18 protein-coding genes are annotated in these 21,655 nt (G+C 70.3%); 10 read left to right on the top strand and 8 right to left on the bottom strand.

Annotation, left to right across the window (positions count from 1 at the left end):
- Positions 1–53: 53 nt before the first annotated feature.
- A complete protein-coding gene (locus tag ACQEV2_RS20715; RefSeq protein ID WP_433043398.1) occupies positions 54–3,023 on the bottom strand; it encodes a SpoIIE family protein phosphatase in 2,970 nt (989 codons plus the stop codon).
- Positions 3,024–3,212: 189 nt separating this feature from the next.
- On the opposite strand from ACQEV2_RS20715, the gene rutA reads away from it, so the two are divergent.
- Positions 3,213–4,280 carry a pyrimidine utilization protein A gene (gene rutA / locus ACQEV2_RS20710; protein WP_433043395.1) on the top strand — a complete coding sequence of 356 codons (1,068 nt, stop codon included), beginning with the start codon at positions 3,213–3,215 and terminating at the stop codon, positions 4,278–4,280.
- A complete protein-coding gene (locus ACQEV2_RS20705; RefSeq protein ID WP_433043392.1) occupies positions 4,277–4,957 on the top strand; it encodes an isochorismatase family protein in 681 nt (226 codons plus the stop codon). Before rutA ends, ACQEV2_RS20705 begins: the two co-directional genes overlap by 4 nt.
- Positions 4,958–5,019: 62 nt before the next feature.
- On the opposite strand, the gene ACQEV2_RS20700 is transcribed toward ACQEV2_RS20705, so the two are convergent.
- The 3 genes from ACQEV2_RS20700 to ACQEV2_RS20690 all read right to left on the bottom strand — a co-directional run bounded on the left by ACQEV2_RS20700 (position 5,020) and on the right by ACQEV2_RS20690 (position 6,799).
- Positions 5,020–5,607, bottom strand: a complete 588-nt coding sequence (locus ACQEV2_RS20700; protein ID WP_433054625.1) for a GtrA family protein — start codon at positions 5,605–5,607, stop codon at positions 5,020–5,022.
- A gap of 276 nt (positions 5,608–5,883) precedes the next feature.
- Entirely contained in the window at positions 5,884–6,267 is a 384-nt protein-coding gene (locus ACQEV2_RS20695; protein ID WP_433043389.1) for a hypothetical protein, read from the bottom strand.
- Positions 6,268–6,316: 49 nt separating this feature from the next.
- Entirely contained in the window at positions 6,317–6,799 is a 483-nt protein-coding gene (locus ACQEV2_RS20690) for a MarR family winged helix-turn-helix transcriptional regulator (protein WP_433043386.1), read from the bottom strand.
- 117 nt (positions 6,800–6,916) lie between these two features.
- Here ACQEV2_RS20690 and ACQEV2_RS20685 point away from each other — a divergent pair, with 117 nt between their 5' ends.
- The 8 genes from ACQEV2_RS20685 to ACQEV2_RS20650 all read left to right on the top strand — a co-directional run bounded on the left by ACQEV2_RS20685 (position 6,917) and on the right by ACQEV2_RS20650 (position 17,118).
- Entirely contained in the window at positions 6,917–7,291 is a 375-nt protein-coding gene (locus ACQEV2_RS20685) for an HGxxPAAW family protein (RefSeq protein ID WP_433043384.1), read from the top strand.
- Between the two features lie 113 nt (positions 7,292–7,404).
- Complete coding sequence (locus tag ACQEV2_RS20680) at positions 7,405–8,289, top strand: DUF2797 domain-containing protein (RefSeq protein ID WP_433043382.1); 885 nt, start codon at positions 7,405–7,407, stop codon at positions 8,287–8,289.
- Between the two features lie 272 nt (positions 8,290–8,561).
- Positions 8,562–9,302, top strand: a complete 741-nt coding sequence (locus ACQEV2_RS20675; protein WP_433043379.1) for a response regulator transcription factor — start codon at positions 8,562–8,564, stop codon at positions 9,300–9,302.
- Positions 9,299–10,921: an ATP-binding protein gene (locus ACQEV2_RS20670; RefSeq protein ID WP_433043376.1), complete on the top strand. Its 1,623-nt coding sequence runs from the start codon at positions 9,299–9,301 to the stop codon at positions 10,919–10,921. Before ACQEV2_RS20675 ends, ACQEV2_RS20670 begins: the two co-directional genes overlap by 4 nt.
- A 14-nt stretch (positions 10,922–10,935) precedes the next feature.
- The gene (locus ACQEV2_RS20665; RefSeq protein ID WP_433043373.1) at positions 10,936–12,414 is read left to right on the top strand and encodes a glycosyltransferase; all 1,479 of its coding nucleotides are present in this window, start codon (positions 10,936–10,938) and stop codon (positions 12,412–12,414) included.
- Complete coding sequence (locus ACQEV2_RS20660; protein WP_433043370.1) at positions 12,411–14,588, top strand: ArnT family glycosyltransferase; 2,178 nt, start codon at positions 12,411–12,413, stop codon at positions 14,586–14,588. Before ACQEV2_RS20665 ends, ACQEV2_RS20660 begins: the two co-directional genes overlap by 4 nt.
- A 128-nt stretch (positions 14,589–14,716) precedes the next feature.
- On the top strand, positions 14,717–16,198 hold the full coding sequence (locus ACQEV2_RS20655) for an MFS transporter (RefSeq protein WP_433043367.1): 1,482 nt from the start codon (positions 14,717–14,719) through the stop codon (positions 16,196–16,198).
- 152 nt (positions 16,199–16,350) lie between these two features.
- Positions 16,351–17,118, top strand: a complete 768-nt coding sequence (locus ACQEV2_RS20650) for a TetR/AcrR family transcriptional regulator (RefSeq protein WP_433043364.1) — start codon at positions 16,351–16,353, stop codon at positions 17,116–17,118.
- A 33-nt stretch (positions 17,119–17,151) separates the two neighbouring features.
- Here ACQEV2_RS20650 and ACQEV2_RS20645 read toward each other — a convergent pair whose 3' ends face one another.
- The 4 genes from ACQEV2_RS20645 to ACQEV2_RS20630 form a co-directional block, all read right to left on the bottom strand.
- Entirely contained in the window at positions 17,152–17,622 is a 471-nt protein-coding gene (locus ACQEV2_RS20645) for a PPOX class F420-dependent oxidoreductase (RefSeq protein WP_433043361.1), read from the bottom strand.
- Positions 17,623–17,631: 9 nt separating this feature from the next.
- Entirely contained in the window at positions 17,632–18,459 is an 828-nt protein-coding gene (locus tag ACQEV2_RS20640; protein WP_433043358.1) for a YceI family protein, read from the bottom strand.
- 106 nt (positions 18,460–18,565) lie between these two features.
- Positions 18,566–21,088: an MFS transporter gene (locus ACQEV2_RS20635; protein ID WP_433043355.1), complete on the bottom strand. Its 2,523-nt coding sequence runs from the start codon at positions 21,086–21,088 to the stop codon at positions 18,566–18,568.
- 55 nt (positions 21,089–21,143) lie between these two features.
- On the bottom strand, positions 21,144–21,593 hold the full coding sequence (locus tag ACQEV2_RS20630; protein ID WP_433043352.1) for a MarR family winged helix-turn-helix transcriptional regulator: 450 nt from the start codon (positions 21,591–21,593) through the stop codon (positions 21,144–21,146).
- Between the last annotated feature and the right edge of the window lie 62 nt (positions 21,594–21,655).

Here is a 21,655-nt window from a genome sequence, read left to right as displayed (position 1 = left end):
TCCCTGCAACGCCGTACCTGCAACCTCTCCGCTCCCTGCGACCCTGCCCGCGCTCACAACTCCTGGTCCCCGAACGCCAGCGCGTCCAGATCCCCGTCGAAGCCCTCCCCCAGCCCCGCGATGCTCAGGAACATCCGCTCCAGCGGGCCGGCCGCCTCCGCATCCGACTCCGTCCCCTCCCGTACCGCGTCCGGCGTCTGCACGGCCTGTTCCGTCCAGATGCACTTGCCCGTCGGCGTGTACCGCGTCCCCCACCGCTGCGACAGTGCCGTGACCAGCTGAAGCCCCCGGCCTCCCTCGTCCGTCTCCGTCGCCCGGCGTATGCGCGGCATCGTCAGGCTGCCGTCGAAGACCTCGCAGATCAGGTCGGCGCCGTGGAGGAGACGGAGGCGGAGCGGGCCCCTCGCGTGGCGGATGACGTTGCCGACGAGCTCGCTCGCCAGTAACTCGGTCGTCGGGGCCAGGGCCTGCAGTCCCCACGCCGCCAGCTGGTCGCGGATCAGGGCGCGGGCCTGGCCCGCTGCCCTGGGGTCCTCGGGGAGGGGCCAGGAGGCCATGCGGGAGGTGGGCAGCGCGTGGAGGCGGGCCAGGAGGAAGGCCGCGTCGTCGGCCGCCTGGTGGTCGGAGGGGAGCAGGGCGGAGGTGATCCGCTCGCAGAGGTGCTCCAGGTCCGCCGCCGTGCCGTCGGCGTGGGAGGTGCGCAGGACGTCCGCGAGCGCCGCCATGCCCTCGTCCATCTCGCGCTTCGACGACTCCACCAGGCCGTCGGTGTACAGCACCAGCACGCTGCCCTCGGGGACCGGGATCTCCGTCGTCTCGAAGGGGGGTTCCGCCGCGCCCAGGGGTGGGTCCGCCGACAGGTGCGGGAACGCCACCGTGCCGTCCGGCTGAAGCAAGGCCGGGGGCGGGTGGCCCGCCCTGGCTATGGAGCAGACGCGGGTCGTGGAGTCGTACAAGGCGTACAGGCACGTCACGTACGACTCCTCGCCCATGCCGCCGACGATGTCGTTGAGGTGGCTCATGATCTCGTCGGGCGGCAGCTCGAGGTCGGCCAGGGTGTGGACGGCCGTACGCAGGCGGCCCATGGTGGCCGCCTCCGGGAGGCCGTGGCCCATGACGTCGCCGACAACCAGGGCCACCTGGCCGCCCGAGAGCGGGATGATGTCGTACCAGTCGCCGCCCACGTCCATGCCCTGGCCGGCCGGGAGGTAACGGGCGGCGGCCGTGCAGGCCGGGAGGGCGGGCAGGTCGCGGGGGAGCAGGCTGCGCTGGAGTTCGCGGGACCGGGTGTGCTCGGCGTCGAAGAGGCGGGCCCGTTCCAGGGCCTGGGCTACCAGGGCGCTGGTCGCGGTCAGGAGGGTGCGCTCCTCGTCGGTGAGGCGGCGCGGGTGGTCGAAGGTGACCGCGCAGATGCCGAAGGTGTGGCCGGATGCGGTGAGGGGGAGGAGCGCCCAGGACTGTTTGCCGGCGCGGGAGGGCAGGTCGGCCAAGTCGGGGTAGCGGGCGGTGAATTCCTGCGGGGAGGACATGAACAGCGGCGTGCCGTTCAGTATCGCGTCCCACAGGGGGCTGGGCTGCGTACGCTCACGGCCGTCGAGTACGGCGAGGACGTCGTCCGGGTAGCCGACGGAGCCGACGGTGTGCAGCCGGTCGCCCTCCACGGTCTGCACCACCAGACCGGTCGCCTCGAACGGCGGCAGCACCCTGCGGGCGACCGCGTCCACCACGTCCTTCGAGGTCGTCGCCTTGGCGAGCGCCGTCGTCAACTCCGCTATCCGCGTCGCGCGTTCGGACGCCGCCCGCTCGGCGGACCGGCGCTCCTCCTCCAGCCGCCGCTTCTCGGTGACGTCGGTGAAGTAGATCGTCCGGCCGTCGGGGCCCGGAACCAGCCGGAGGTGGCACAGGCGGCCGTTCGGCAGCCGTACGTCGAAGCTGACCGACTTCTCCGCGGCGGCGGCCTGCCGGCAGCGGATCTCCAGGCCGGGCACCTGCTCGGCGGCGGGCAGGTCCCACAGCAGGCGGCCGATCAGCTCCGCCTCGGAGAAGCCCAGGGTGCGTTCGGCCTCCAGGTTGGCGAAGGTGATCCGCCAGTCGTCGTCCATCGCCAGGAAGCCGTCGCTGATGTGGCGCAGGGCCCGGCCGAGCGCGTCACGGGCGGAGCGGGGCTCGTTGCTGTCCCAGCCCATGCCGATCATCCGGTGGGGCTCGCCGCTCTCGTCGTACGTCGCCTTGCCGCGGGCCTGCGTCCAGCCCCAGGTGCCGTCGAGTTTGCGTACCCGGTACTCGGCCTCGAAGACGCCACCGGTGCGGATCGCGCGGTCCGCCGCGGCCAGTGTCGGTGCCAGATCGTCGGGGTGGACGCACCGCATCCAGTCGTCGACCTTGCCGGTGTAGTCCTCCGGCCGGGTGCCGTACAGCTCCAGGGCCGCCTCGTCCCAGATCAGGTCGCCGGTGCGGATGTTCCAGTCCCAGGAGCCGACGCTGACCTCCTTCAGCGCCTGACGCAGGCGCTCGCCGTTCTGATCCGGCTCTGCGGGGCGTGAGGGGCCGGTCGGCGGCGGTGCCTGGACCATGCGGTCCTCGGTCCAGGCGATGACGGCTCGCAGGAACTCCCAGTGCTCGCGGGACGGTTCGCCCCGGTCGCCCATCAGCACGCTGAGGGCGCCGGTGCTGCGACGGTTGCTGTACATCGGCAGCGCGGCCAGGCCGGTGCCGGGCCAGGCGGCGTCCGGGGTGCCGACCGCGCCGGACGGGCTCAGCGGGACCCAGACGCCGTTCCCCTCGTGCAGTGCGCGGGCCGGGGCCAGCGGGCCCTCCTGGTCGATGATCTCCCAGCTGCGGGTGAGGGCGGGAGGGAGCCCGGCCGTCGACACCAGGCGCAGCGCGGACATCGGGCCCCGGAGATGGATCATGCCGCCGAGCGCGCCCAGTTCGCCCACCGCGTGCTGCAGGGCCAGCCGGAAGACCTCGCTTTCCGCGACACCGGGGGCCACCGTGCCGAGCAGTGCCAGCCGAGCGTTCATGTTGCGGACTTTACCGTTCCGGGCTCAACCGAATCGATGCTTCGCAAGATCCTTACGCCCCTCCCCCGGCGGCTCGACGGGAAGTCAACAGCCAGTATTTGCAGTCGAGTTGGAACGTCGAGTCGACGCGTTGCGTTGAAGTCCACGGCTTGGCATCACCCGGTAGCCCCCTACCCGCTGAGGAGCGGCATGGACATCGGCGTCTTCATCCCCATCGGCAACAACGGCTGGCTCATATCGAAGAGTTCGCCTCAATACCTGCCCACCTTCGAGCTGAACAAGGCCATCGTGCAGAAGGCGGAGGAGCACGGGCTCGACTTCGCGCTGTCGATGATCAAGCTCAAGGGGTTCGGTGGCGAGACCGAGTTCTGGGACCACTGTCTGGAGTCGTTCACGCTGATGGCGGGCCTGGCCGCGGTGACGGAACGGATCAGGCTGTACGCCTCCACGCCGATCCTCGTCCTGCCCCCTGCGATCGTCGCCCGCATGGCCGTCACCGTCGACTCGATCGCCCCCGGCCGCTTCGGCGTCAACATCGTCACCGGCTGGGCGCCCGGCGAGTACTCCCAGATGGGCCTGTGGCCCGGCGACGAGCACTTCGGCAACCGCTACGACCGGGCCGTCGAGTACGTCACCGTGATGAAGGAGCTGTGGCGCGAGGGTGTCAGCAACTTCAAGGGCGAGTTCTACGAGATGGACGACTGCGTGCTGTCGCCGCGCCCGGCGAACGGGCACATCGACATCGTTGCCGCGGGCCAGAGCAACACCGGCATGCGGTTCGCCGCCGAGCACGCCGACTACAACTTCATCCTCGGCAGCGGCGTCAACACCCCGCTCGCCTTCGCCGGCACGACCGCCACGCTCGTGGACGCGGCGCGGGAGACCGGCCGGGACGTCGGCGCGCTCTCCCTCTTCATGGTCATCGCGGACGAGACCGACGAGGCGGCCCAGGCCAAGTGGCGGGACTACCACGACCATGCCGACCGCGCGGCACTGGCGTACATGGCGGGCGAGTCGGCCTCGGACACCACCGCCGACGACTCCTCGACCGCCCGGACCATCGTGCTGCCCGAAGGCGCGGTGAACTTCAACATGGGCACGCTCGTGGGGTCGTACGAGACCGTGGCACGGATGCTCGACGAGGTCGCCGAAGTCGACGGCACCAAGGGGATCATGCTGGTCTTCGACGACTTCCTGGAGGGCATCGAGAACTTCGGCACGCGCATCCAGCCGCTGATGAAGTGCCGGCAGGTATGAGCGGGTTACGACGGGCGGCCTCGCGGGGAGCTGCGCGGGAGGTCTCGCGGGAGGCTTTGCGGGACGAGGACTACGAGCGTGCCGGTCTGGTCGGGCAGTTGGCTCCCGGTACGTCCCCCGCCCTGCTCCTGGTGGACCCCGCCCGCGCCTACGTCGACCCCGACTGCCCGCTGTACGCCGGGGTCGAACCGGCCGTAGAGGCGATGAAGGCGCTGCTGGCGGCCGCACGGCGAGCGCGGATACCGGTGGTCGTCACGCGGGTGCGGTTCCGGTCCGACGGCAGGGACGGCGGCGTCTTCTACCGCAAGGTGCCCACGCTCCGGGTGTTCGCGGAGGGAAGTCCGTACGGCGACTTCATCGACGGACTCGCCCCGGCGGCGGACGAGTTGACGATCACCAAGCAGTATCCGAGCGCCTTCTTCGGTACGCCGCTCGGGGCCTACCTCACGGCCGCCGGAATCGACACGCTGCTCCTCGGCGGCCTCTCCACGAGCGGTTGCGTGCGTGCCACCGCGCTCGACGCGATGCAGCACGGGTTCGTCCCGGTCGTCGTGGAGGAGGCGGTCGGCGACCGGGATCCGGATGTGCATGCGGCGAACCTTTTCGACATACGGCACAAGATCGGGGAGGTGTGGCCGATGGGGCGTGCGGAGGAGTACCTCGCACGTCGGCCCTAAGTCACGCGGGGAGAGGAACATCCCGCAACAGTGGGGAAGAGGAACACCCCTGATGACAGCGGTTATGCGACGGACGGGAGCATCGGGGCGTACGCGGGACGCTGGGCGCCGGTGCGGAGGACGTTGACGGCGTCGGCGGCGGAGAGCGGGGAGAGCGGGGAGAGCGGGGAGAGGGCACCGCGGGAGTGAGTCGGCGTGGTCGCGGTGGGCACTGTGATCGCCGGAGCCGGCTCCCCCTCCTTCTTCCGCTCGGCGAACACGAACAGCCGCAGGACCAGGAACCGGCCGATACCGGCCAGCCCGGAAGCGGTGAGGTAGACGACCTGCTCGCGGAGCAGCGTGGGGGACGGCTGGACGGCGTGGAGCATGAGCATCGCGGCGCTCGTCACGAGGTAGGCGGCGGTGGCCGAGCCCGCCGACTGGAGGTGTTCGCGCAGCCCCGGGCGGCGTCCGGTGCCGAAGGTGAACAGGGCGTGCAGCTCGGTGCACAGGAGGGTGGAGGCGATGGTGATCAGGGCGTTCGCCAGCGCCCACGGCATCGCCGTGCCCAGCAGCGGCACGGCGGCCCCGGCGAGGAGCCCGACACCGCCGCCGCACACCACGAACCGGAGGAAGGAGGAGAGAGGGCCGGGCTTCGACGGGCCCGGCATGGGCGGGCGGCTCGGCTTCGACGGGCACTGCGACTCCATGGCGGTTCCTTCCGGGCCGGACTGATCCTCTGAGGGACACAGCTCATCCCGGCGCGGCTTCAGCGCTGCCTCAGTCGGGCTTCAGCCGGTTTCGACGCGGCTTCAGCCGGGATCAACCGAGGCCAACGATTCCGTTGTCCGCCCGCGAAAACGATGGAGTGATCTACCGGACCGATGGTGGGGCAGGCTCCACCATGGGGGTCGGGTATTGCCGAGGTTGAGTGGCGCCGATGCCGGTTACCCCATGATCGTCACGAAGCCGCCGCGCGACGTGCCGGAGCCCAAAAGCTGGGCCCAGTCGAGAACTTCGGGTATCCGCTCGACCGACAGCACCACCGCACCACCGGCCCGCTCGGCGTCCCCGCACCAGTCCCCCATGTCACCGGGCCCGGCCGCGTCGAGGACCGGCGCGGCGAGCGAGGGGACCATGAGGCCGTATTCCCCCGGTCCGTCCACGACGCACAGGGTGAGTTTGGGTACGACGCCCCAGCCCGCGCACAGGGGCATCTGCCCGTCGGACGAGTCGAGGGCCGGCAGGGCGTCGTGGACGGAGGCGCCGGCCAGGAGCAGGACGGGAGTCTCACCCCGCACGAAGAGGGTGTTCTCGGGATCATGAAGCATGCGGCCACTATCTCCCAGTCGTGGATCAGGCCGGTGAGCAGGCCGGTCGTCAGGCCTCGTCCTGGTCGCGCAGCTCGTCGATGTAGGCCTGCGCGAGGCCGGTCGTGCGGGTGAACCAGTCCGTGAGTACGGCGATCTCGTCGGCGGAGTAGGAGGCGAAGAGCTCGTTCAGGCGGGCGTAGTAGGGGCCGTAGAGCTCCTCGGCCCGGGTGACCGCGGAGGGGACGGCGGCCACGCGGACGCGGCGGCGGTCGTTCGGGTCCGGGCGGCGGGTGATGAAGCCGGCGCGTTCGAGGCGGTTGAGGATGCCGGTCATCGCGCCGGTCGTGACGTGCGCGTGCTCGGCGAGTTCGCCCGCCGTGAGGAGGTTCTCGCCGGCCTTCAGGACGCAGGCGAAACAGAGCAGGTCGGTGATGTTCAGGCCCAGCCGCTGGGCCATTTCCTGCTGGCCGAGCAGGTGGGCCGCGATGAGGGAGTCCATCGCCTCCAGCGCCTGGGCCGGGGTGGCGGTGGGGCGCGGCGTGGCTTGCATCTTCCTGATTACCTTAGCGTGTGAGATGTTAAGGGCCTAAACTTCTCACGCCGTGAGGGAATATGGGTCCCTCCGACGCGGGTGAGTTCCGCTGCCCTACGAGAGGGAGGCAGGCACGTGAGCCAGTATGACGAGGGGCATACGGTCGCAGGATGGACCGGAACCGCGATCGCGACCATCGGTTCCGCTGTTCTGGGGGCGGGGATATGTACGGTCTCGGCGGCGCTGATCGCCGGCGGCCTCGGCATCACGGCGGCGAGTGTCCTCGTCACCTGGGCCCTGCACCTCGCCGGCTGGGGCAAGCCGCCGGGCGTCCGGCCGCGCGGTCAGTGGCGGATGGGGGCGCGTGACCTGACCGCACGGGACGGGCACGCGGAGTGCTGGGGATGCCGGCTGGCGGGGCGGGGGCGGCGTACGGCGGTGGTGGCGTCCGAGGTGGTTCCCGTGGCGGTCGGGGAGCCCGAGCCCGCAGCCGCCGAGGCGGGTCGCTGAAGCCGGCTGCTGAGGTCGGTCGTCGAGGTCGGTCGCCAAGGTCGGTTGCGGAACCGGCGTCGCCGGTTCGCCGACCCGGCGTTGTCAGTGGTGGCATCTAGTCTCGAAGAGCGATGGCACAGGCGTGGAGATGCTCGGGGCTGCGGTGGTCGGCGGACGGCCCCGCACTGGCGTGGGACGGCGGTCGGCGCTCCGCGCTGACCTGGGGGAAACGGGTGGCCTTCGGGGTCGCGGAAGGGGGAGTGCGGACATGCGTGGGAGCACGGGGGCATGCGTGTCCGGTGCGGGCGGTCGTGCCGGGGCGGAGCACGGGGGCGCGGTGCGAGGAGTGTGCGCGGCTGGATCGGGCGCACTCGGTGGCCGCGGACACCATCGCGGACGACCCGCGGCCGTACCACGTATATCTGGCGTGGTTCGGCCCCGGCATGACCAAGGTCGGCATCACCGCCCTTGAGCGCGGCTCGGCACGGCTGCTGGAACAGGGCGCGGTCTGCTTCACCTGGCTGGGCGCCGGCCCACTGATGGCGGCACGCCGCACCGAGGAAGTGCTGCGCGCGGCCCTGCGGGTGCCGGACCGGATTCCCTACGGCGACAAGCGGGCGGTGCGGTCTGCGCTGCCGCGCTCGGCGGCGGAGCGGGCGGCAGAGGTCGTGGACCTGCATGCCAGGGCCGTGTCCCTCCCCGGCTGGCCGGAGTCCCTTGAGCGGGAGCCCTGCGAACCGGTCGATCACGCGGGGGTGTTCGGGCTCGGGGATCTGCCGGACGCGGCGGGGGAGGTGACCGAGCTTGTCGCGGGCGGGGTGGTGAGCGGACGGTTGGTGGCGGCTGCCGGGCCGGATCTGCATGTGGAGGCGGGCGGCGAGGTCGTCGTGGTCGATACGCGGTTGATGCAGGGCTGGGAGTTGCTTCCCGTCGCGGGCCCTGCCGGAGACGGCGAACTCACCCTTCCGGTAAGGCGGTTCAAGCGCGAGTTGGATGCACAGGACAGCCTGTTCTGACCGGGGAGAGGGGCGGAAAGGGCGGTGACGGTTAGGAGTTGGATCCCTCCGGGACCCCGTGACATGAGCGATCACCGCATGGCACCTGTCGCCCTGTCGCCCCTGTTCCTGCTCACGAACCTCCGTACTACGCAGTCGTGTTCGCCTCTCTATTCGGGGCATCGCCGGCCCAGGACTTCCCAGGCGTTCCCTGAGAACCTCCTGTGCGTTTCTCAGGAAAATCACAGGTTGTCGAAAGGGCTCTCTCAGCGGGCACCGACAAGGTGTTCACCATGACCACGACCTCGCCCCAGGGGCGCACCGAACTGCTGAGGCCGGACGGGAGCCCCGTCCGAGTGCTTGTGGTGGACGACGAGCTGTCGATCACCGAACTGCTGTCCATGGCCCTTCGCTATGAGGGCTGGCAGATCCGGAGTGCGGGGGACGGCACGGGTGCCGTGCAGACCGCGCGGGAGTTCCGGCCCGACGCCGTCGTTCTGGACATGATGCTGCCGGACATGGACGGGCTGACCGTCCTGGGGCGGTTGCGGCGGGAGCTGCCGGACGTGCCGGTGCTGTTCCTGACCGCCAAGGACGCCGTCGAGGACCGTATCGCCGGGCTCACCGCCGGTGGGGACGACTACGTCACCAAGCCGTTCAGCCTGGAGGAGGTCGTCGCCAGGTTGCGTGGACTCATCCGCCGCTCCGGTGCTGCCGACCGGCGGTCGGACTCCGTGCTGGTCGTCGGGGATCTCACCCTCGACGAGGACAGCCACGAGGTGTCGCGCGGCGGGGAGTCCATCCACCTCACCGCCACCGAGTTCGAGCTGCTGCGCTTCCTCATGCGCAACCCGCGGCGGGTGCTCAGCAAGGCCCAGATACTCGACCGCGTCTGGTCGTACGACTTCGGCGGGCAGGCCAATGTCGTCGAGCTCTACATCTCCTACCTGCGACGGAAGATCGACGCCGGTCGCGAGCCGATGATCCACACCCGGCGTGGCGCCGGTTACCTGATCAAACCCGCAGCGTCATGAGAGGACGACGACGGCCGCGTGCGCAGAAGCGGCAGCGGCGGGCGGGGCAGCCGCGCACCCTGCGGACGCGGCTCGTCGTCGCGTCCGTGGTGCTGATCGCTGTGGTGTGTGCGGTGATCGGTACGGTGACGACGCTGGCCCTGCGGACCCAGCAGTACAACCAGCTGGACACTCAGTTGAGCGAGGCCGTCGGGCGTGCGACGGGATTCGGGAAGCCTCCCATCGACCCCGACAAGGAAAACGCGACCGACGACATCGCAGACAAAAAGCCGCCTTTCAACCTCAGCGACTTCGTCAAACGCGGCAAGCCGGGCACGATCATCGCCCAGGTCCAGAACGGCACCATCACCGACGCCAAGGTCGGTGAGAAGTCGGAGGACAGCACCGACGTCAGCGGGATGGTCGACAAGAACCTCACCGATGCCGAGATCGAGGACCTCAACACCGTTGCTCAGGACGGTGAGAAGCACACGATTGATCTGGGCAGTCTCGGCGAGTACCGCGTCGAGTACCGGACCACCGCCGACGGCACCCGCAGCTACTACGTCGCCCTTCCCACCGACGAGGTCGACAGCACCCTCAACACCCTGATGATCATTGAGCTCAGCGTCACCGCCGCCGCTCTCGTAGCCGCCGGTATCGCGAGCTCGGTCCTCGTCGGCGTAGCCACCCGCCCCCTCCGCCGCGTCGCCACCACCGCCACCCGCGTCTCCGAACTCCCCCTCCACACCGGCGAGGTCAACCTCAGCGAACGCGTCCCCGAGTCCGAGACCGATCCCCACACCGAGGTCGGTCAAGTCGGCGCCGCGCTCAATCGCATGCTGGACCACGTCCACGCCGCCCTGCACTCCCGCCAGCAGAGCGAGATGCGGGTACGGCAGTTCGTGGCCGACGCCAGTCATGAGCTGCGCACCCCCCTCGCCTCCATCCGGGGGTACGCCGAGCTGACCAGACGCGGCAGAGAAGAGGTCGGGCCGGACACCCGGCACGCGCTCGGCCGTATCGAGTCCGAGGCGGGCCGGATGACGCTGCTCGTCGAGGATCTCCTCCTCCTCGCCCGGCTCGACGCAGGCCGCCCCCTCCAGTTCGAGCAGACCGACCTCGTCCCGCTCGTCGTGGACACCATCAGCGACGCCCGCGCGGCCGGCATGGACCACAACTGGCGCCTCGACCTGCCCGACGAACCGGCCCTCGTGTCGGCGGACGCGGCACGTCTGCAACAGGTGCTGGTCAATCTCCTCGGCAACGCCCGCAACCACACACCGCCCGGGACGACGGTCACTGCCCGTGTTCAACGGAGGGGCGCGTGGATGTGTATGGACGTGGAGGACAACGGCCAGGGCATCCCGGCCGATCTGCTGCCGCACGTCTTCGAACGGTTCGCGCGCGGCGACTCCTCGCGCTCGCGTTCCTCCGGCTCGACCGGCCTCGGCCTGGCCATTGTGCAGGCCGTGGCGACCGCGCACGGCGGTGCCGTGACCGTGGACAGCGTGCCCGGACGGACCGTGTTCACGGTGCATCTGCCGGCGCTCCCCGTGCCGCCGAGCCCCGAAATGAGCTGGCAACAGCACTCACAGGCACAGCACAGCGTCACCACATGGGCGGAACAGGGCGCTTGACGAAAGTCGGTCCCATGCGAACCGACTCTTCTCCCGGCACCCTGCCGGCGCGGGAGCACCTCCCGGCCGGAGACGCCGGTACGCCTGTCCTGGACGTAGTGATCCCCGTCTACAACGAGGAGAAGGACCTCCAGCCGTGTGTGCTGAGACTGCATGATCACCTCAAGCGCACCTTCCCGTACGCGTTCCGCATCACGATCGCGGACAACGCGTCGACGGACACCACCCCCCAGGTGGCGTCGCGGCTGGCGGCGGAGATCCCGGAGGTCACGTCCTTCCGGCTGGAGCAGAAGGGCCGCGGCCGTGCGCTGCGGACGGTCTGGTCCGCCTCGGACGCCCCGATCCTCGCCTACATGGACGTGGACCTGTCCACCGACCTCAACGCCCTCCTGCCGCTGGTGGCGCCGCTGATCTCCGGTCACTCGGACCTCGCGATCGGCTCCCGGCTGGCCCGCGCCTCCCGCGTCGTGCGCGGGCCCAAGCGGGAGTTCATCAGCCGCGCCTACAACCTCATCCTGCGCGGCTCGCTCCAGGCCCGCTTCTCCGACGCGCAGTGCGGTTTCAAGGCCATACGGCGAGATGTCGCGCAGGCGCTCCTGCCCCTCGTCGAGGACACCGGCTGGTTCTTCGACACCGAGATGCTGGTGCTCGCCGAGCGCGCGGGACTCCGTATCCACGAGGTCCCGGTCGACTGGGTCGACGACCCCGACTCGACCGTCCACATCGTGAAGACGGCGACCGACGACCTCAAGGGTGTCTGGCGGGTCGGCAAGGCCCTGGCCTCCGGTTCGCTGCCGCTGGACCGGCTCACCCGCCCCTTCGGCGACGATCCGCGCGACCGCGAGATCAAGGACGTACCCAAGGGCCTGGCCCGCCAGCTCGTCGGCTTCTGTGTCGTCGGCGGCCTGTCCACCCTGTTCTATCTGCTGCTGTACAGCGGCTTCCGGGTCTTCACCGGTTCCCAGATCGCCAACGCGCTCGCCCTGCTGGTCTCCGCCATCGCCAACACGGCCGCCAACCGGCGCCTCACCTTCGGGGTGCGCGGCCGCAGCGGAGCCGTACGGCACCAGGCGCAGGGCCTGGTCGTCTTCGGCATCGGACTCGCCCTGACCAGCGGCTCGCTCGCCGCCCTCAACGCGGCGACCTCCAGCCCCGCGCACTCCACCGAACTCGCGGTCCTTATCGCCGCCAACCTCGCGGCGACCGTGCTGCGCTTCCTGCTCTTCCGGGCGTGGGTGTTCCCGGACCAGCGCGACACCCCGTCGACGGTGGTCGCCTCGCACGCCCCTTCCTCGCCGACGTACTCCACCCAGCCGTACCCGCAGAACCACGGCCCGCTGCCGCAGCGCCCGATGGCGAAGCAAGCGCCCCAGTACCCGTACGACACCGCACAGTTCCGCGCCGGTGAAGCCGCGGACGGCACCTGGCGGGACGCCACCCTGCAGCTGCAGCCGGTGCGCCCGCACGACACCGACTCGAGGGACTCCCGATGACCATCCAGTACGACCAGACGAGCCAGACGGGCCGGACGAGCGAGACGAGCCAGACGAGCCAGACGACCTACGACAGAGGCACCAACCCCGACACCTGGGGGCTGCCCCTGACACCCCCGGCCGCCGCCCCCGCACCCGACTCCGGTGAACCCAAGCAGCCCTTCGTACGGCGGCTGTGGCGCGGCCGCCCCGAGGACCCGCGCTGGGCCCGCCCGGCCTTTCTCGGCCTCCTCCTCGCCACGCTCCTCCTCTACCTCTACAACCTGCGTGCCTCCGGCTACGCCAACTCCTTCTACTCGGCGGCCGTTCAGGCGGGCAGCCAGTCCTGGCAGGCGTTCTTCTTCGGCTCGCTGGACGCGGCCAACGCCATCACCGTCGACAAGCCCCCGGCCTCCCTGTGGCCGATGGCCCTGTCGGTGCGCCTCTTCGGGCTCCACTCCTGGGCGATCCTCCTCCCCGAGGTCCTCATGGGTGTCGGCACGGTGGCCGTGGTCTACGCGGCCGTACGCCGCCGGTTCAGCCCCGCCGCCGGCCTGATCGCGGGCGCGGTGCTCGCGCTCACCCCCGTCGCGGCGCTGATGTTCCGGTTCAACAACCCGGACGCGATGCTGGCCCTGCTGATGGCCGTGGCCTGCTACTTCGTCATCCGGGGCCTGGAAGACGGCCGGACGAAGTGGCTGGTGTGGGCCGGTGTCGCGATCGGCTTCGCGTTCCTCGCCAAGACCCTGCAGGCCTTCCTGATCCTGCCGCCGCTCGCGATCGTGTACGCGGTCTGCGCGCCGGTGCCGGTGAAGAAGCGCATCGGTCAGCTGGCCGCAGGCCTGGTCGCGATCGTCGTCTCGGGCGGCTGGTGGGTCGCGATCGTCGAGCTGTGGCCCGCCTCCTCCCGCCCGTACATCGGCGGCTCGCAGAACGACTCCTTCCTGGAGCTGACCTTCGGCTACAACGGCCTCGGCCGCCTGAACGGCGAGGAGACCGGCAGCGTCGGCGGCGGTGGCGGCAACGGCGGCGGCAACTGGGGCGAGACCGGCTGGGACCGGCTGTTCAGCTCCAGCATCGGCGGCCAGATCTCCTGGCTGATCCCGGCCGCGCTGATCCTGCTGGTCGCGGGTCTGGTGGCCACGCGCAAGGCACGCCGTACGTCGGTGACGCGCGGTTCGTTCCTCGTCTGGGGCGGCGCGCTGGTCACGACCATGCTGGTCTTCAGCTATATGCAGGGCATCTTCCACGAGTACTACACGGTGGCCCTCGCCCCCTACATCGCCCCGCTGATCGGCATGGGCGCCGCGCTGCTCTGGGAGAAGCGGGACAAGGCGTGGGCGTCGCTCACCCTGGCCGGCGCGATGACGGCCACCGCAGCCTGGGGCTACGTCCTGCTCAACCGCTCCTCCGACTACCTGCCCTGGCTGAAGTGGCTGGTCCTGGTCGGCGGTCTGGCCGCCGCGCTGGGCCTGATCTTCGCCGGCAGGCTCGGGCGTCAACTGACCCTGGCCGTCGTGGGCCTGGGCCTCGCCGCCGCACTGGCCGGCCCGACGGCGTACACCCTCACCACGGTGAACGAGGGCCACACCGGCTCGATCGTCACCGCCGGTCCCGCGGTCGCGGGCAGCCGGGGCGGGCCGGGTGGCGGCGGCCCCGGTGGCGGTGGCGGCTTCGGCGGCGGCATGCCGGGCCAGCAGGGCCAGAACAACCAGCAGGGCGGCCAGAACCAGCAGAACGGCAACGGCTTCCCCGGCGGAGGCATGCCCGGCGGTCAGACCGGTGACGGCGGCCGCATGGCTGGCGCCGGCGGCATGGGCGGTCTGCTCAACGGCGCGAGCGTCAGCGACGAGGTCAAGGAGCTGCTGGAGAAGAACGCGGGTGACTACACCTGGGCCGCCGCGGCCATCGGCGCCCAGAACGCCGCGAGCTACCAGCTCTCCACCGGCGACCCGGTCATGGCGATCGGCGGCTTCAACGGCACCGACCCGTCCCCCACGCTGGCCGAGTTCAAGAAGTACGTGGAGGACGGCAAGATCCACTACTTCATCGCGAGCGGCAGCGGCGGCGGCATGGGCGGCAGCAGCAACGGCACCTCCTCGCAGATCAGCTCCTGGGTGCAGGAGAACTTCGAGTCGGTGACGGTGGACGGCACCACCTTCTACGACCTGACGCAGCCGAAGAGCGACAGCTGACGGTTCCTTTCCGACGGGCGGTGGCCCGGGGCACGCAACGGCCCCGGGCCACCGCCCTCTTCCGTCCTGCCGGAGCTGACGAAAATCTGCGTTGTACGCCGTATGGGAACTGTTCTACGGTGTACAGCATGACGGCATCCCCCCAGGAAAAGGCCCCGGCGGCCGAGAGCCAGGTCCAAGGCCACCCCCAGCGGTGGCTGATCCTCGGTGTCCTCTGTCTCGCGCTGCTCACGGTGATCCTCGACAACACCGTTCTGAACGTGGCGATCCCCTCGCTCACCCGGGAGCTGGGCGCCGCCACCTCGGACATCCAGTGGATGATCAACGCGTACTCGCTCGTGCAGTCCGGTCTGCTGCTCACGGCGGGCAGCGCCGCCGACCGCTACGGCCGCAAGAAGATGTTGGTCGCGGGCCTGGCGCTGTTCGGGACGGGCTCGCTGGTGGCCGGGCTCGCCGACTCCACGGGCCAGTTGATCGCGGCGCGGGCCGGGATGGGCGTCGGCGGAGCGCTGCTGATGACCACCGTCCTGGCCGTGGCGGTGCAGATCTTCACTCCCGAGGAGCAGCCGAAGGCGATCGGCATCTGGGCCGCGGTCAACTCGCTCGGCTTCGCGGCCGGACCGCTCGTCGGCGGCTTCGTGCTGGACCACTTCTGGTGGGGCGCGATCTTCCTGATCAACCTGCCGGTCGCCGCGCTCGCCCTGGTGGCGGTCGTGGCGCTGGTGCCCGAGTCCAAGAACCCCCAGGGTGACCGCCCCGATCTGCTCGGCGCCGTGCTGTCCACGATCGGCATGGCCTCCCTGGTGTTCGCGATCATCTCCGGCCCCGAGCACGGCTGGACGTCGGGCCGGGTGCTGGTGACGGCGTCCGTCGCGGTCGTGGTGCTGGCCGCCTTCGCGTATTGGGAGAGCCGGATTCCCTATCCCATGATCGACATGCACTTCTTCAGGAACCGCCAGTTCACGGGGGCGGTCTCGGGTGGCGTACTGATCACCTTCGGTATGGGCGGGTCGCTCTTCCTGCTCACCCAGCACATGCAGTTCGTGCTCGGTTACGAGCCCCTCGAGGCCGGGCTGCGGACGGCTCCGCTCGCGCTGATGATCGTGGCGCTGAATTTCACCGGTGTGGCGGCGAAGTGGGCGACGCGTCTCGGGACCCCGGTCGCCATCGGGCTCGGCATGGCGGTGATGGCGGGTGGCCTCGTTTCCATCGCCACGGTGGCCTCCGGCGGTTATGCCGGCACGCTGCTGGGGCTGGTGCTCATCGGTGCCGGGGCCGCGGTGGCGAGTCCGGCGATGTCGCACGCGATCATGAGTGCGATTCCTCCGGAGAAGGCGGGGGTCGGTGGGGGGATCAACGGGACGGTGGCGGAGTTCGGTACGGGGCTGGGGGTTGCCGTGCTGGGGGCGCTGCTCAGCTCGCGGTTCGCGGCGGATTCCCTGCCGGGGGCGTTGTCCTTGGCGGACGGCGAGGCCGAGAAGGGGCGGATTCTGGACGCGTTCTCGTCCGGGCTGGAGACCAGTCTGCTGGTGGGGGCGTTGGCTGTATTGCTCGGGGGATTGGTCGCCGGTGCGTTGTTGCGGCGGGCTGAGAGGGCAGATACCGCCTGAGAGCTCGGGCCATACGGTTGTTGGCGGCTGCGGGTTGTATGTGGTTGATCGCGCCCACGCGGCGGAGCCGCATATCGATACAGCCCCGCGCTCCTTCAAGGGCGTTGGCGCCTAGCATCTTGATCAGTTCAGGGAGTCGAGGAAGGTGCGCCATGGGTAGGGCAGCCCGGCAGTCCGCGCGGACCAGCGTCTGGTTGGAAGGCAAAGACCGGCGCGGCGGACGTGGCGGCGGACAGCCCTCCGGCCTCGACCGCGAGCGGATCACCTCCGCGACCGTGCGGCTGCTGGATGCCGAAGGGCTGGCCAAGTTCTCCATGCGGCGGCTGGCCGCCGAGCTGAACGTGACCGCGATGTCCGTCTACTGGTACGTCGACACCAAGGACGACCTCCTCGAACTCGCCCTCGACGCCGCCTTCGGCGAACTCACCCTGCCCGACCCGGAGGCGGACGAGGACTGGCGGGACCAGCTGCGCGCCCTGGCCCGTATGTACCGCGACCTGCTGGTCCGCCATCCGTGGCTGTCACCGCTGATCGGCACCTACGTCAACATCGGCCCGAACAGCCTCGCCTTCTCCCGGCAGGTGCAGCGGATCATCCGTAAGACCGGGCTGCCCGCGCACGGTCTGGTGGCCGCCATCTCGGCCGTCTTCCAGTTCGTGTACGGCTTCGGCACGATCGAGGGCCACTTCATCGCCCGCAGCGCGGCCTTCGGCATGACCCCCGACGACTACTTCCACCACGCCATGAGCACGGTGACGCAGTCCCCGGAGGCCGCCGACATCGTCCAGGATTCCGCGGAACTCATGGAGGCCCGAGGCGGCGACACGGTCGAGGAGATGTGGGAGCGTGACTTCGAGTTCGCCCTGGACCTACTGGTGGCAGGCATCGAGGCGATGGTCCAGAAGGCCGGGCACGAGTAGCGCCCCCTCACCACCCGCGCTATGGGGCGACCCTCAATCTCCCTCAACAAGCCGCGCGGGGAACCCCCCGGTCGCCACCGGACCCCACCTCTCCGGCGTGACCCGAATGATCGACTTCCCCTGCTTCACCATCGCCGCCCGGTACTCGTCCCAGTCCGGATGCTCCCCGGCGATGTTCCGGTAGTACTCCACCAGCGGCTCCACGGACTCCGGCGGGTCGATGACCTCGGCCGATCCGTCGATCTGCACCCAGGGGCCGTTCCAGTCATCGCTGATGACCAGGACGCTCACCCGCGGATCCCGCTTCGCGTTCCGCGTCTTGGCCCGCTCGGGATACGTGGAGACAACGATCCGCCCCGAGTCGTCGACCCCGCAGGTCAACGGCGAAGCCTGGGCGCTTCCGTCCGCTCGCCGGGTCATCAGGATGGCGCGGTGACGGGGCCGTACGAAATCGAGCAACTCTTCGAGAGAAACGCGGGTGTTGGTCGCGATGTTCGGTGCCATGGCCTCAGCCTAGAGGCCCGGAGGCAGAGACTCCCCTTGTACCGCCTGGATGTCCAGCTCCACCTTGAGCGTCGTCCCGATGGCCGCGATGCCCGCCTGCACCACCTGGTTGTAGTTCATCGCGAAGTCGTCCCGATGGAGTTCCGCCGTCGCCCGGAACGCCGCCCGCGTCCCACCCCACGGGTCGGCCCCCGTGCCCAGGTAGGCCAGGTCCAGGTCCACCGGCCGTACGACACCGTTCATGCCCAGCTCGCCGTGGACCGTCCAGCGGTCGGACCCGGGGGCAGCCGAGAGCCCCGTCGAGCGATACGTGATCTCGGGATGCCGCTCCACATCCAGAAAATCCGGCGACTTCAGATGCCCGTCCCGCATCCCGTTCCCCGTGTCGATCGAGTCCGCCCGGATCACCGCCTCGACCCGGGACTTGGTGGCGTCGTCCGGCGCGATCTCGACGGCGCCCGTGAAATCGGTGAAGCGACCCCGCACGCTGGAGATCCCCAGGTGCTGGGCGACGGCGGCCACGCTGGAGTGCGCCGGGTCGATGGTCCACGGTCCGGGCGGCGGCAGCTCCGTGCCGCCCTGCCGCGCCAGCGTCACCGTGCCGACCTCGACCCGGCCGCTCGCCGTCACGAGGGCGCTCGCGGCGGCCGGCGCGTAGCCGACGGCGGTCACGATGACGGTGTACGCCCCCGCAGGCAGCGGATTCGGATCCCGTACGGCTCCCTCCGCGTCCGCCTCCAGCCGCAGCACCTGCGCTCCGGTCATGTCGGTCACCGTCACGACCGCGTGCGACACGGCCCATCCGTCCCGGGTGCGGATCCTCGCGGTCAGTCCCATCCCGTCCAACTCCCTGCGAATACTTACAAATTGGTCGTAAAGAACCGGCCCGTGGCGGGGCGCACCTCCGCTCAGAGCGCGCCGCCCGCCACGGGCCGGGGTTCTGCTACTCGTCCGGGTGGGCGAGTTCGATGTCGTGGTCGTCGACGCCGCGGCCGGTGACCGTCAGCGCCGTCGCCACCGGCGGGTAGCCCGTCGCGATGACCGTGTACTCGCCGCCGTCCAGGTCGGTGAAGGCGTACGCCCCGTCCGTACCGGTCGTCGCCGTGCCGACCACGTTGCCCGCTGCGTCGACCAACGTGACCCGCGCGTCGGCCAGCGGCCCGTGCGGCGCCCGTACGACGCCCTGGACCTGGGCGCCGGCCTCCAGGTCGACCTCGATCCGGGTGACCCCGGTGCCGCCGACCTCGACGGGCAGGGCCCGCGGCCGGAATCCGGCGGCGTTCACCGCGACGGTCACGGCACCCGGCACCAGCTCGGCGAAGCCGAACTCGCCCTGCTCACCGGTGGCGGCGGTGGCCAGCAGATCCCCGCGGACATCGGTGACGATCACCATCGCGTCCTTGACGGGCAGCGCGCCCCCCGCGGCCCGAACGACGCCGCTCAGCCCGCTGGTGCCGCTGAGCAGGATGTCGTACGTCACCGGCTCGTCGCCGTTCACGACGATCGTGGAGGCCTGCGGCTGGAAGCCGTCGGCGGAGGCGATCAGGACGTACGAGCCCGCGCCGGGCGCTTCGACGGCGTACGCACCGTCGGCCTGCGCCACCGACCGGCCGAGCTGCCGTCCGGCGAGGGAGATCAGCGTGACCGCGGCCTGCGGCACGGGCGCGCTCTCGGCACCCCGGACGAAGCCGCGGACCGGGATGCCGCCGGAAGAGCCGGAGGAACCGGAGGTCTCGCCGGGCCGGGCCACCGTGGCCACGGCGGTGAGCTGCCGGGTGCCTTCGGGAGCGGCCTCCGTGTCCGAGGTGACGGCCCAGCTCGGGACCCGCACCTCGGCGGGGGTGGATGCGGGGACCTCGGCGGCCTCCGGAGCGTCCGCGGCCTCCGGCTCGGCGGCCTGCGCCAGCGCGCCCTTCGTCCTCAGCGGGACCTCCTTGATGAACAGGGAGAACAGCAGGGCGAGGAAGGCGATCGGCGCGGCGTACAGGAAGACGTCCGCGACGCCATGGCCGTACGCGCTCTCGATGACCGTGCGCACCGGCGCCGGCAGGGCGTCGAGGTCCGGGATCTCGCCGTGGCCCGACGAACCCTGCACGCCGAGCTTGGTCAGGCCCTCCTCGGCGTAGTGGGTGATGCGGTGGCTGAGGACCGCGCCCAGCGCCGAGACGCCCATCGCGCCGCCGAGGGAGCGGAAGAAGTTCACCACCGAGCTGGCGGCGCCCAGGTCGCTCGGGGCGACCTGGTTCTGCGTGGCCAGGACCAGGTTCTGCATCATCATGCCGACGCCGAGGCCGAGAAGGGCCATGAAGATCGCCACGCGCCAGTACTCGGTGTCGTAGCGGATCGTGCCCAGCAGCCCCAGGCCCGCCGTCACCAGCACACCGCCGGCGAGCAGCCACGCCTTCCAGCGGCCGGTGCGGGTGATGACCTGGCCGGAGACGGTCGAGGAGATGAACAGGCCGACGATCATCGGGATCGTCAGGACGCCGGACATGGTCGGCGACTCGTTGCGGGCCAGCTGGAAGTACTGGCTGAAGAAGATCGTGCCGGCGAACATCGCGATGCCGACGAAGAGTGAGGCCAGCGAGGCGAGGGTGATGGTGCGGTTGCGGAACAGCCGCAGCGGGACGATCGGCTCGCTCGCCTTGGTCTCGACGAAGACGAAGATCAGCAGCAGCGCCAGCGCGCCACCGGTCATCGCGTACGTCTGCCAGGACAGCCAGTCGTACTTGTCACCGGCGAAGGTCACCCAGATCAGCAGCAGGCAGACCGCGGCCGTGATGAAGAAGGCGCCGGCCCAGTCGACCTTGACCTTCCGCCTGACGACCGGGAGGTGCAGGGTGCGCTGCAGCACGATGAGCGCGATCACGGCGAAGGGCACGCCCACGTAGAAGCACCAGCGCCAGCCGAGCCAGTCGGTGTCGGTGATGACGCCGCCGATCAGCGGGCCGCCGACCATCGCGGTGGCGAAGGTGGCGCCGAGGTAGCCGTTGTAGCGGCCGCGCTCACGCGGGGAGATCATCGCCGCGAGGATGATCTGGGCCAGCGAGGACAGGCCGCCCATGCCGATTCCCTGCACCGCGCGGAACGTGATGAGCATGGCCGGGTTCTGGGACAGACCGGCCGCCGCGGAGCCGGCCACGAAGATGACCAGCGCGATCTGTATCAGCAGCTTCTTGGAGAAGAGGTCGGCGAGCTTGCCCCACAGGGGTGTGGACGCGGTCATCGCCAGCAGTGACGCGGTGACCACCCAGGTGTAGGCGCTCTGGCCGCCGCCGAGGTCCTTGATGATGTCGGGCAGGGCGTTGGAGACGATCGTCGACGACAGGATCGCCACGAACATGCCGAGCAGCAGCCCGGTCAGCGCTTCCATGATCTGCCGGTGCGACATCGGAGCGCCGTGGGCGGGCGGGCCTCCTGAGTGCTTGGCGTGGGCCCGCACACCGGCTGGTGTGGTCGTTGCCATGGGCTTCCTTCTCTTACTGGCTCTCTGGCTGTCTGGCTCTGTGGCTCAGCGGCCGTTACTGGGTGATCGCGGGTGTACGGCAGTCGTCGAAGCTGGCCCTCAACCGGGCCATGAGCCGGGTGAGCTGGGCGACCTCGTCGTCGGTCCAGTCGCTCAGCCGCTCGGCGAGCAGGTGTGTGGTCCGCCGGGACATCTCCCGGACCCGCTCCTCACCGGCCGGGGTGAGGTGCAGGATGCGGCTGCGTTTGTCCGCCGGGTCGGGAGAGCGCTCGATCCAGCCGCGCTCGGCGACGTGGGCGACATGGCGGCTGGTGACCGACATGTCCACGGCGAGCAGCTCGGCGAGCCTGCTCATGCGCATCTGTCCATGGCGGGACAGCAACGTCAGTACGGCGGCGGAACCGGCGGGGCAGTCGGACGGCAGAGTCCGTCCCATCTCCCGCTTCACGGCGCCGAAGGCGCTGAACTGGCGGACCAGTTCCTCGTACTGCGCCTGCTCGGCCATCACACCTCCGGTATTTGTTGCTTAGGGCAACCATAGGCCTGTTTGGTTGCTACAGGCAAATA

The organism is Streptomyces sp. CA-251387 (genome assembly GCF_050936625.1).
Classification (GTDB): domain Bacteria; phylum Actinomycetota; class Actinomycetes; order Streptomycetales; family Streptomycetaceae; genus Streptomyces.
This window is presented reverse-complemented; position numbering and strand designations above follow the sequence as displayed.

Bases quoted from the DNA above. Each gene is read 5' to 3' on its own strand.
- ACQEV2_RS20715 (WP_433043398.1), bottom strand. From the start codon at position 3,023: ATGAACGCTCGGCTGGCACTGCTCGGCACGGTGGCCCCCGGTGTCGCG.
- rutA (WP_433043395.1), top strand. From the start codon at position 3,213: ATGGACATCGGCGTCTTCATCCCCATCGGCAACAACGGCTGGCTCATA.
- ACQEV2_RS20705 (WP_433043392.1), top strand. From the start codon at position 4,277: ATGAGCGGGTTACGACGGGCGGCCTCGCGGGGAGCTGCGCGGGAGGTC.
- ACQEV2_RS20700 (WP_433054625.1), bottom strand. From the start codon at position 5,607: ATGCCGGGCCCGTCGAAGCCCGGCCCTCTCTCCTCCTTCCTCCGGTTC.
- ACQEV2_RS20695 (WP_433043389.1), bottom strand. From the start codon at position 6,267: ATGCTTCATGATCCCGAGAACACCCTCTTCGTGCGGGGTGAGACTCCC.
- ACQEV2_RS20690 (WP_433043386.1), bottom strand. From the start codon at position 6,799: ATGCAAGCCACGCCGCGCCCCACCGCCACCCCGGCCCAGGCGCTGGAG.
- ACQEV2_RS20680 (WP_433043382.1), top strand. From the start codon at position 7,405: ATGGCACAGGCGTGGAGATGCTCGGGGCTGCGGTGGTCGGCGGACGGC.
- ACQEV2_RS20675 (WP_433043379.1), top strand. From the start codon at position 8,562: ATGACCACGACCTCGCCCCAGGGGCGCACCGAACTGCTGAGGCCGGAC.
- ACQEV2_RS20670 (WP_433043376.1), top strand. From the start codon at position 9,299: ATGAGAGGACGACGACGGCCGCGTGCGCAGAAGCGGCAGCGGCGGGCG.
- ACQEV2_RS20665 (WP_433043373.1), top strand. From the start codon at position 10,936: ATGCGAACCGACTCTTCTCCCGGCACCCTGCCGGCGCGGGAGCACCTC.
- ACQEV2_RS20660 (WP_433043370.1), top strand. From the start codon at position 12,411: ATGACCATCCAGTACGACCAGACGAGCCAGACGGGCCGGACGAGCGAG.
- ACQEV2_RS20655 (WP_433043367.1), top strand. From the start codon at position 14,717: ATGACGGCATCCCCCCAGGAAAAGGCCCCGGCGGCCGAGAGCCAGGTC.
- ACQEV2_RS20650 (WP_433043364.1), top strand. From the start codon at position 16,351: ATGGGTAGGGCAGCCCGGCAGTCCGCGCGGACCAGCGTCTGGTTGGAA.
- ACQEV2_RS20645 (WP_433043361.1), bottom strand. From the start codon at position 17,622: ATGGCACCGAACATCGCGACCAACACCCGCGTTTCTCTCGAAGAGTTG.
- ACQEV2_RS20640 (WP_433043358.1), bottom strand. From the start codon at position 18,459: ATGGGACTGACCGCGAGGATCCGCACCCGGGACGGATGGGCCGTGTCG.
- ACQEV2_RS20635 (WP_433043355.1), bottom strand. From the start codon at position 21,088: ATGGCAACGACCACACCAGCCGGTGTGCGGGCCCACGCCAAGCACTCA.
- ACQEV2_RS20630 (WP_433043352.1), bottom strand. From the start codon at position 21,593: ATGGCCGAGCAGGCGCAGTACGAGGAACTGGTCCGCCAGTTCAGCGCC.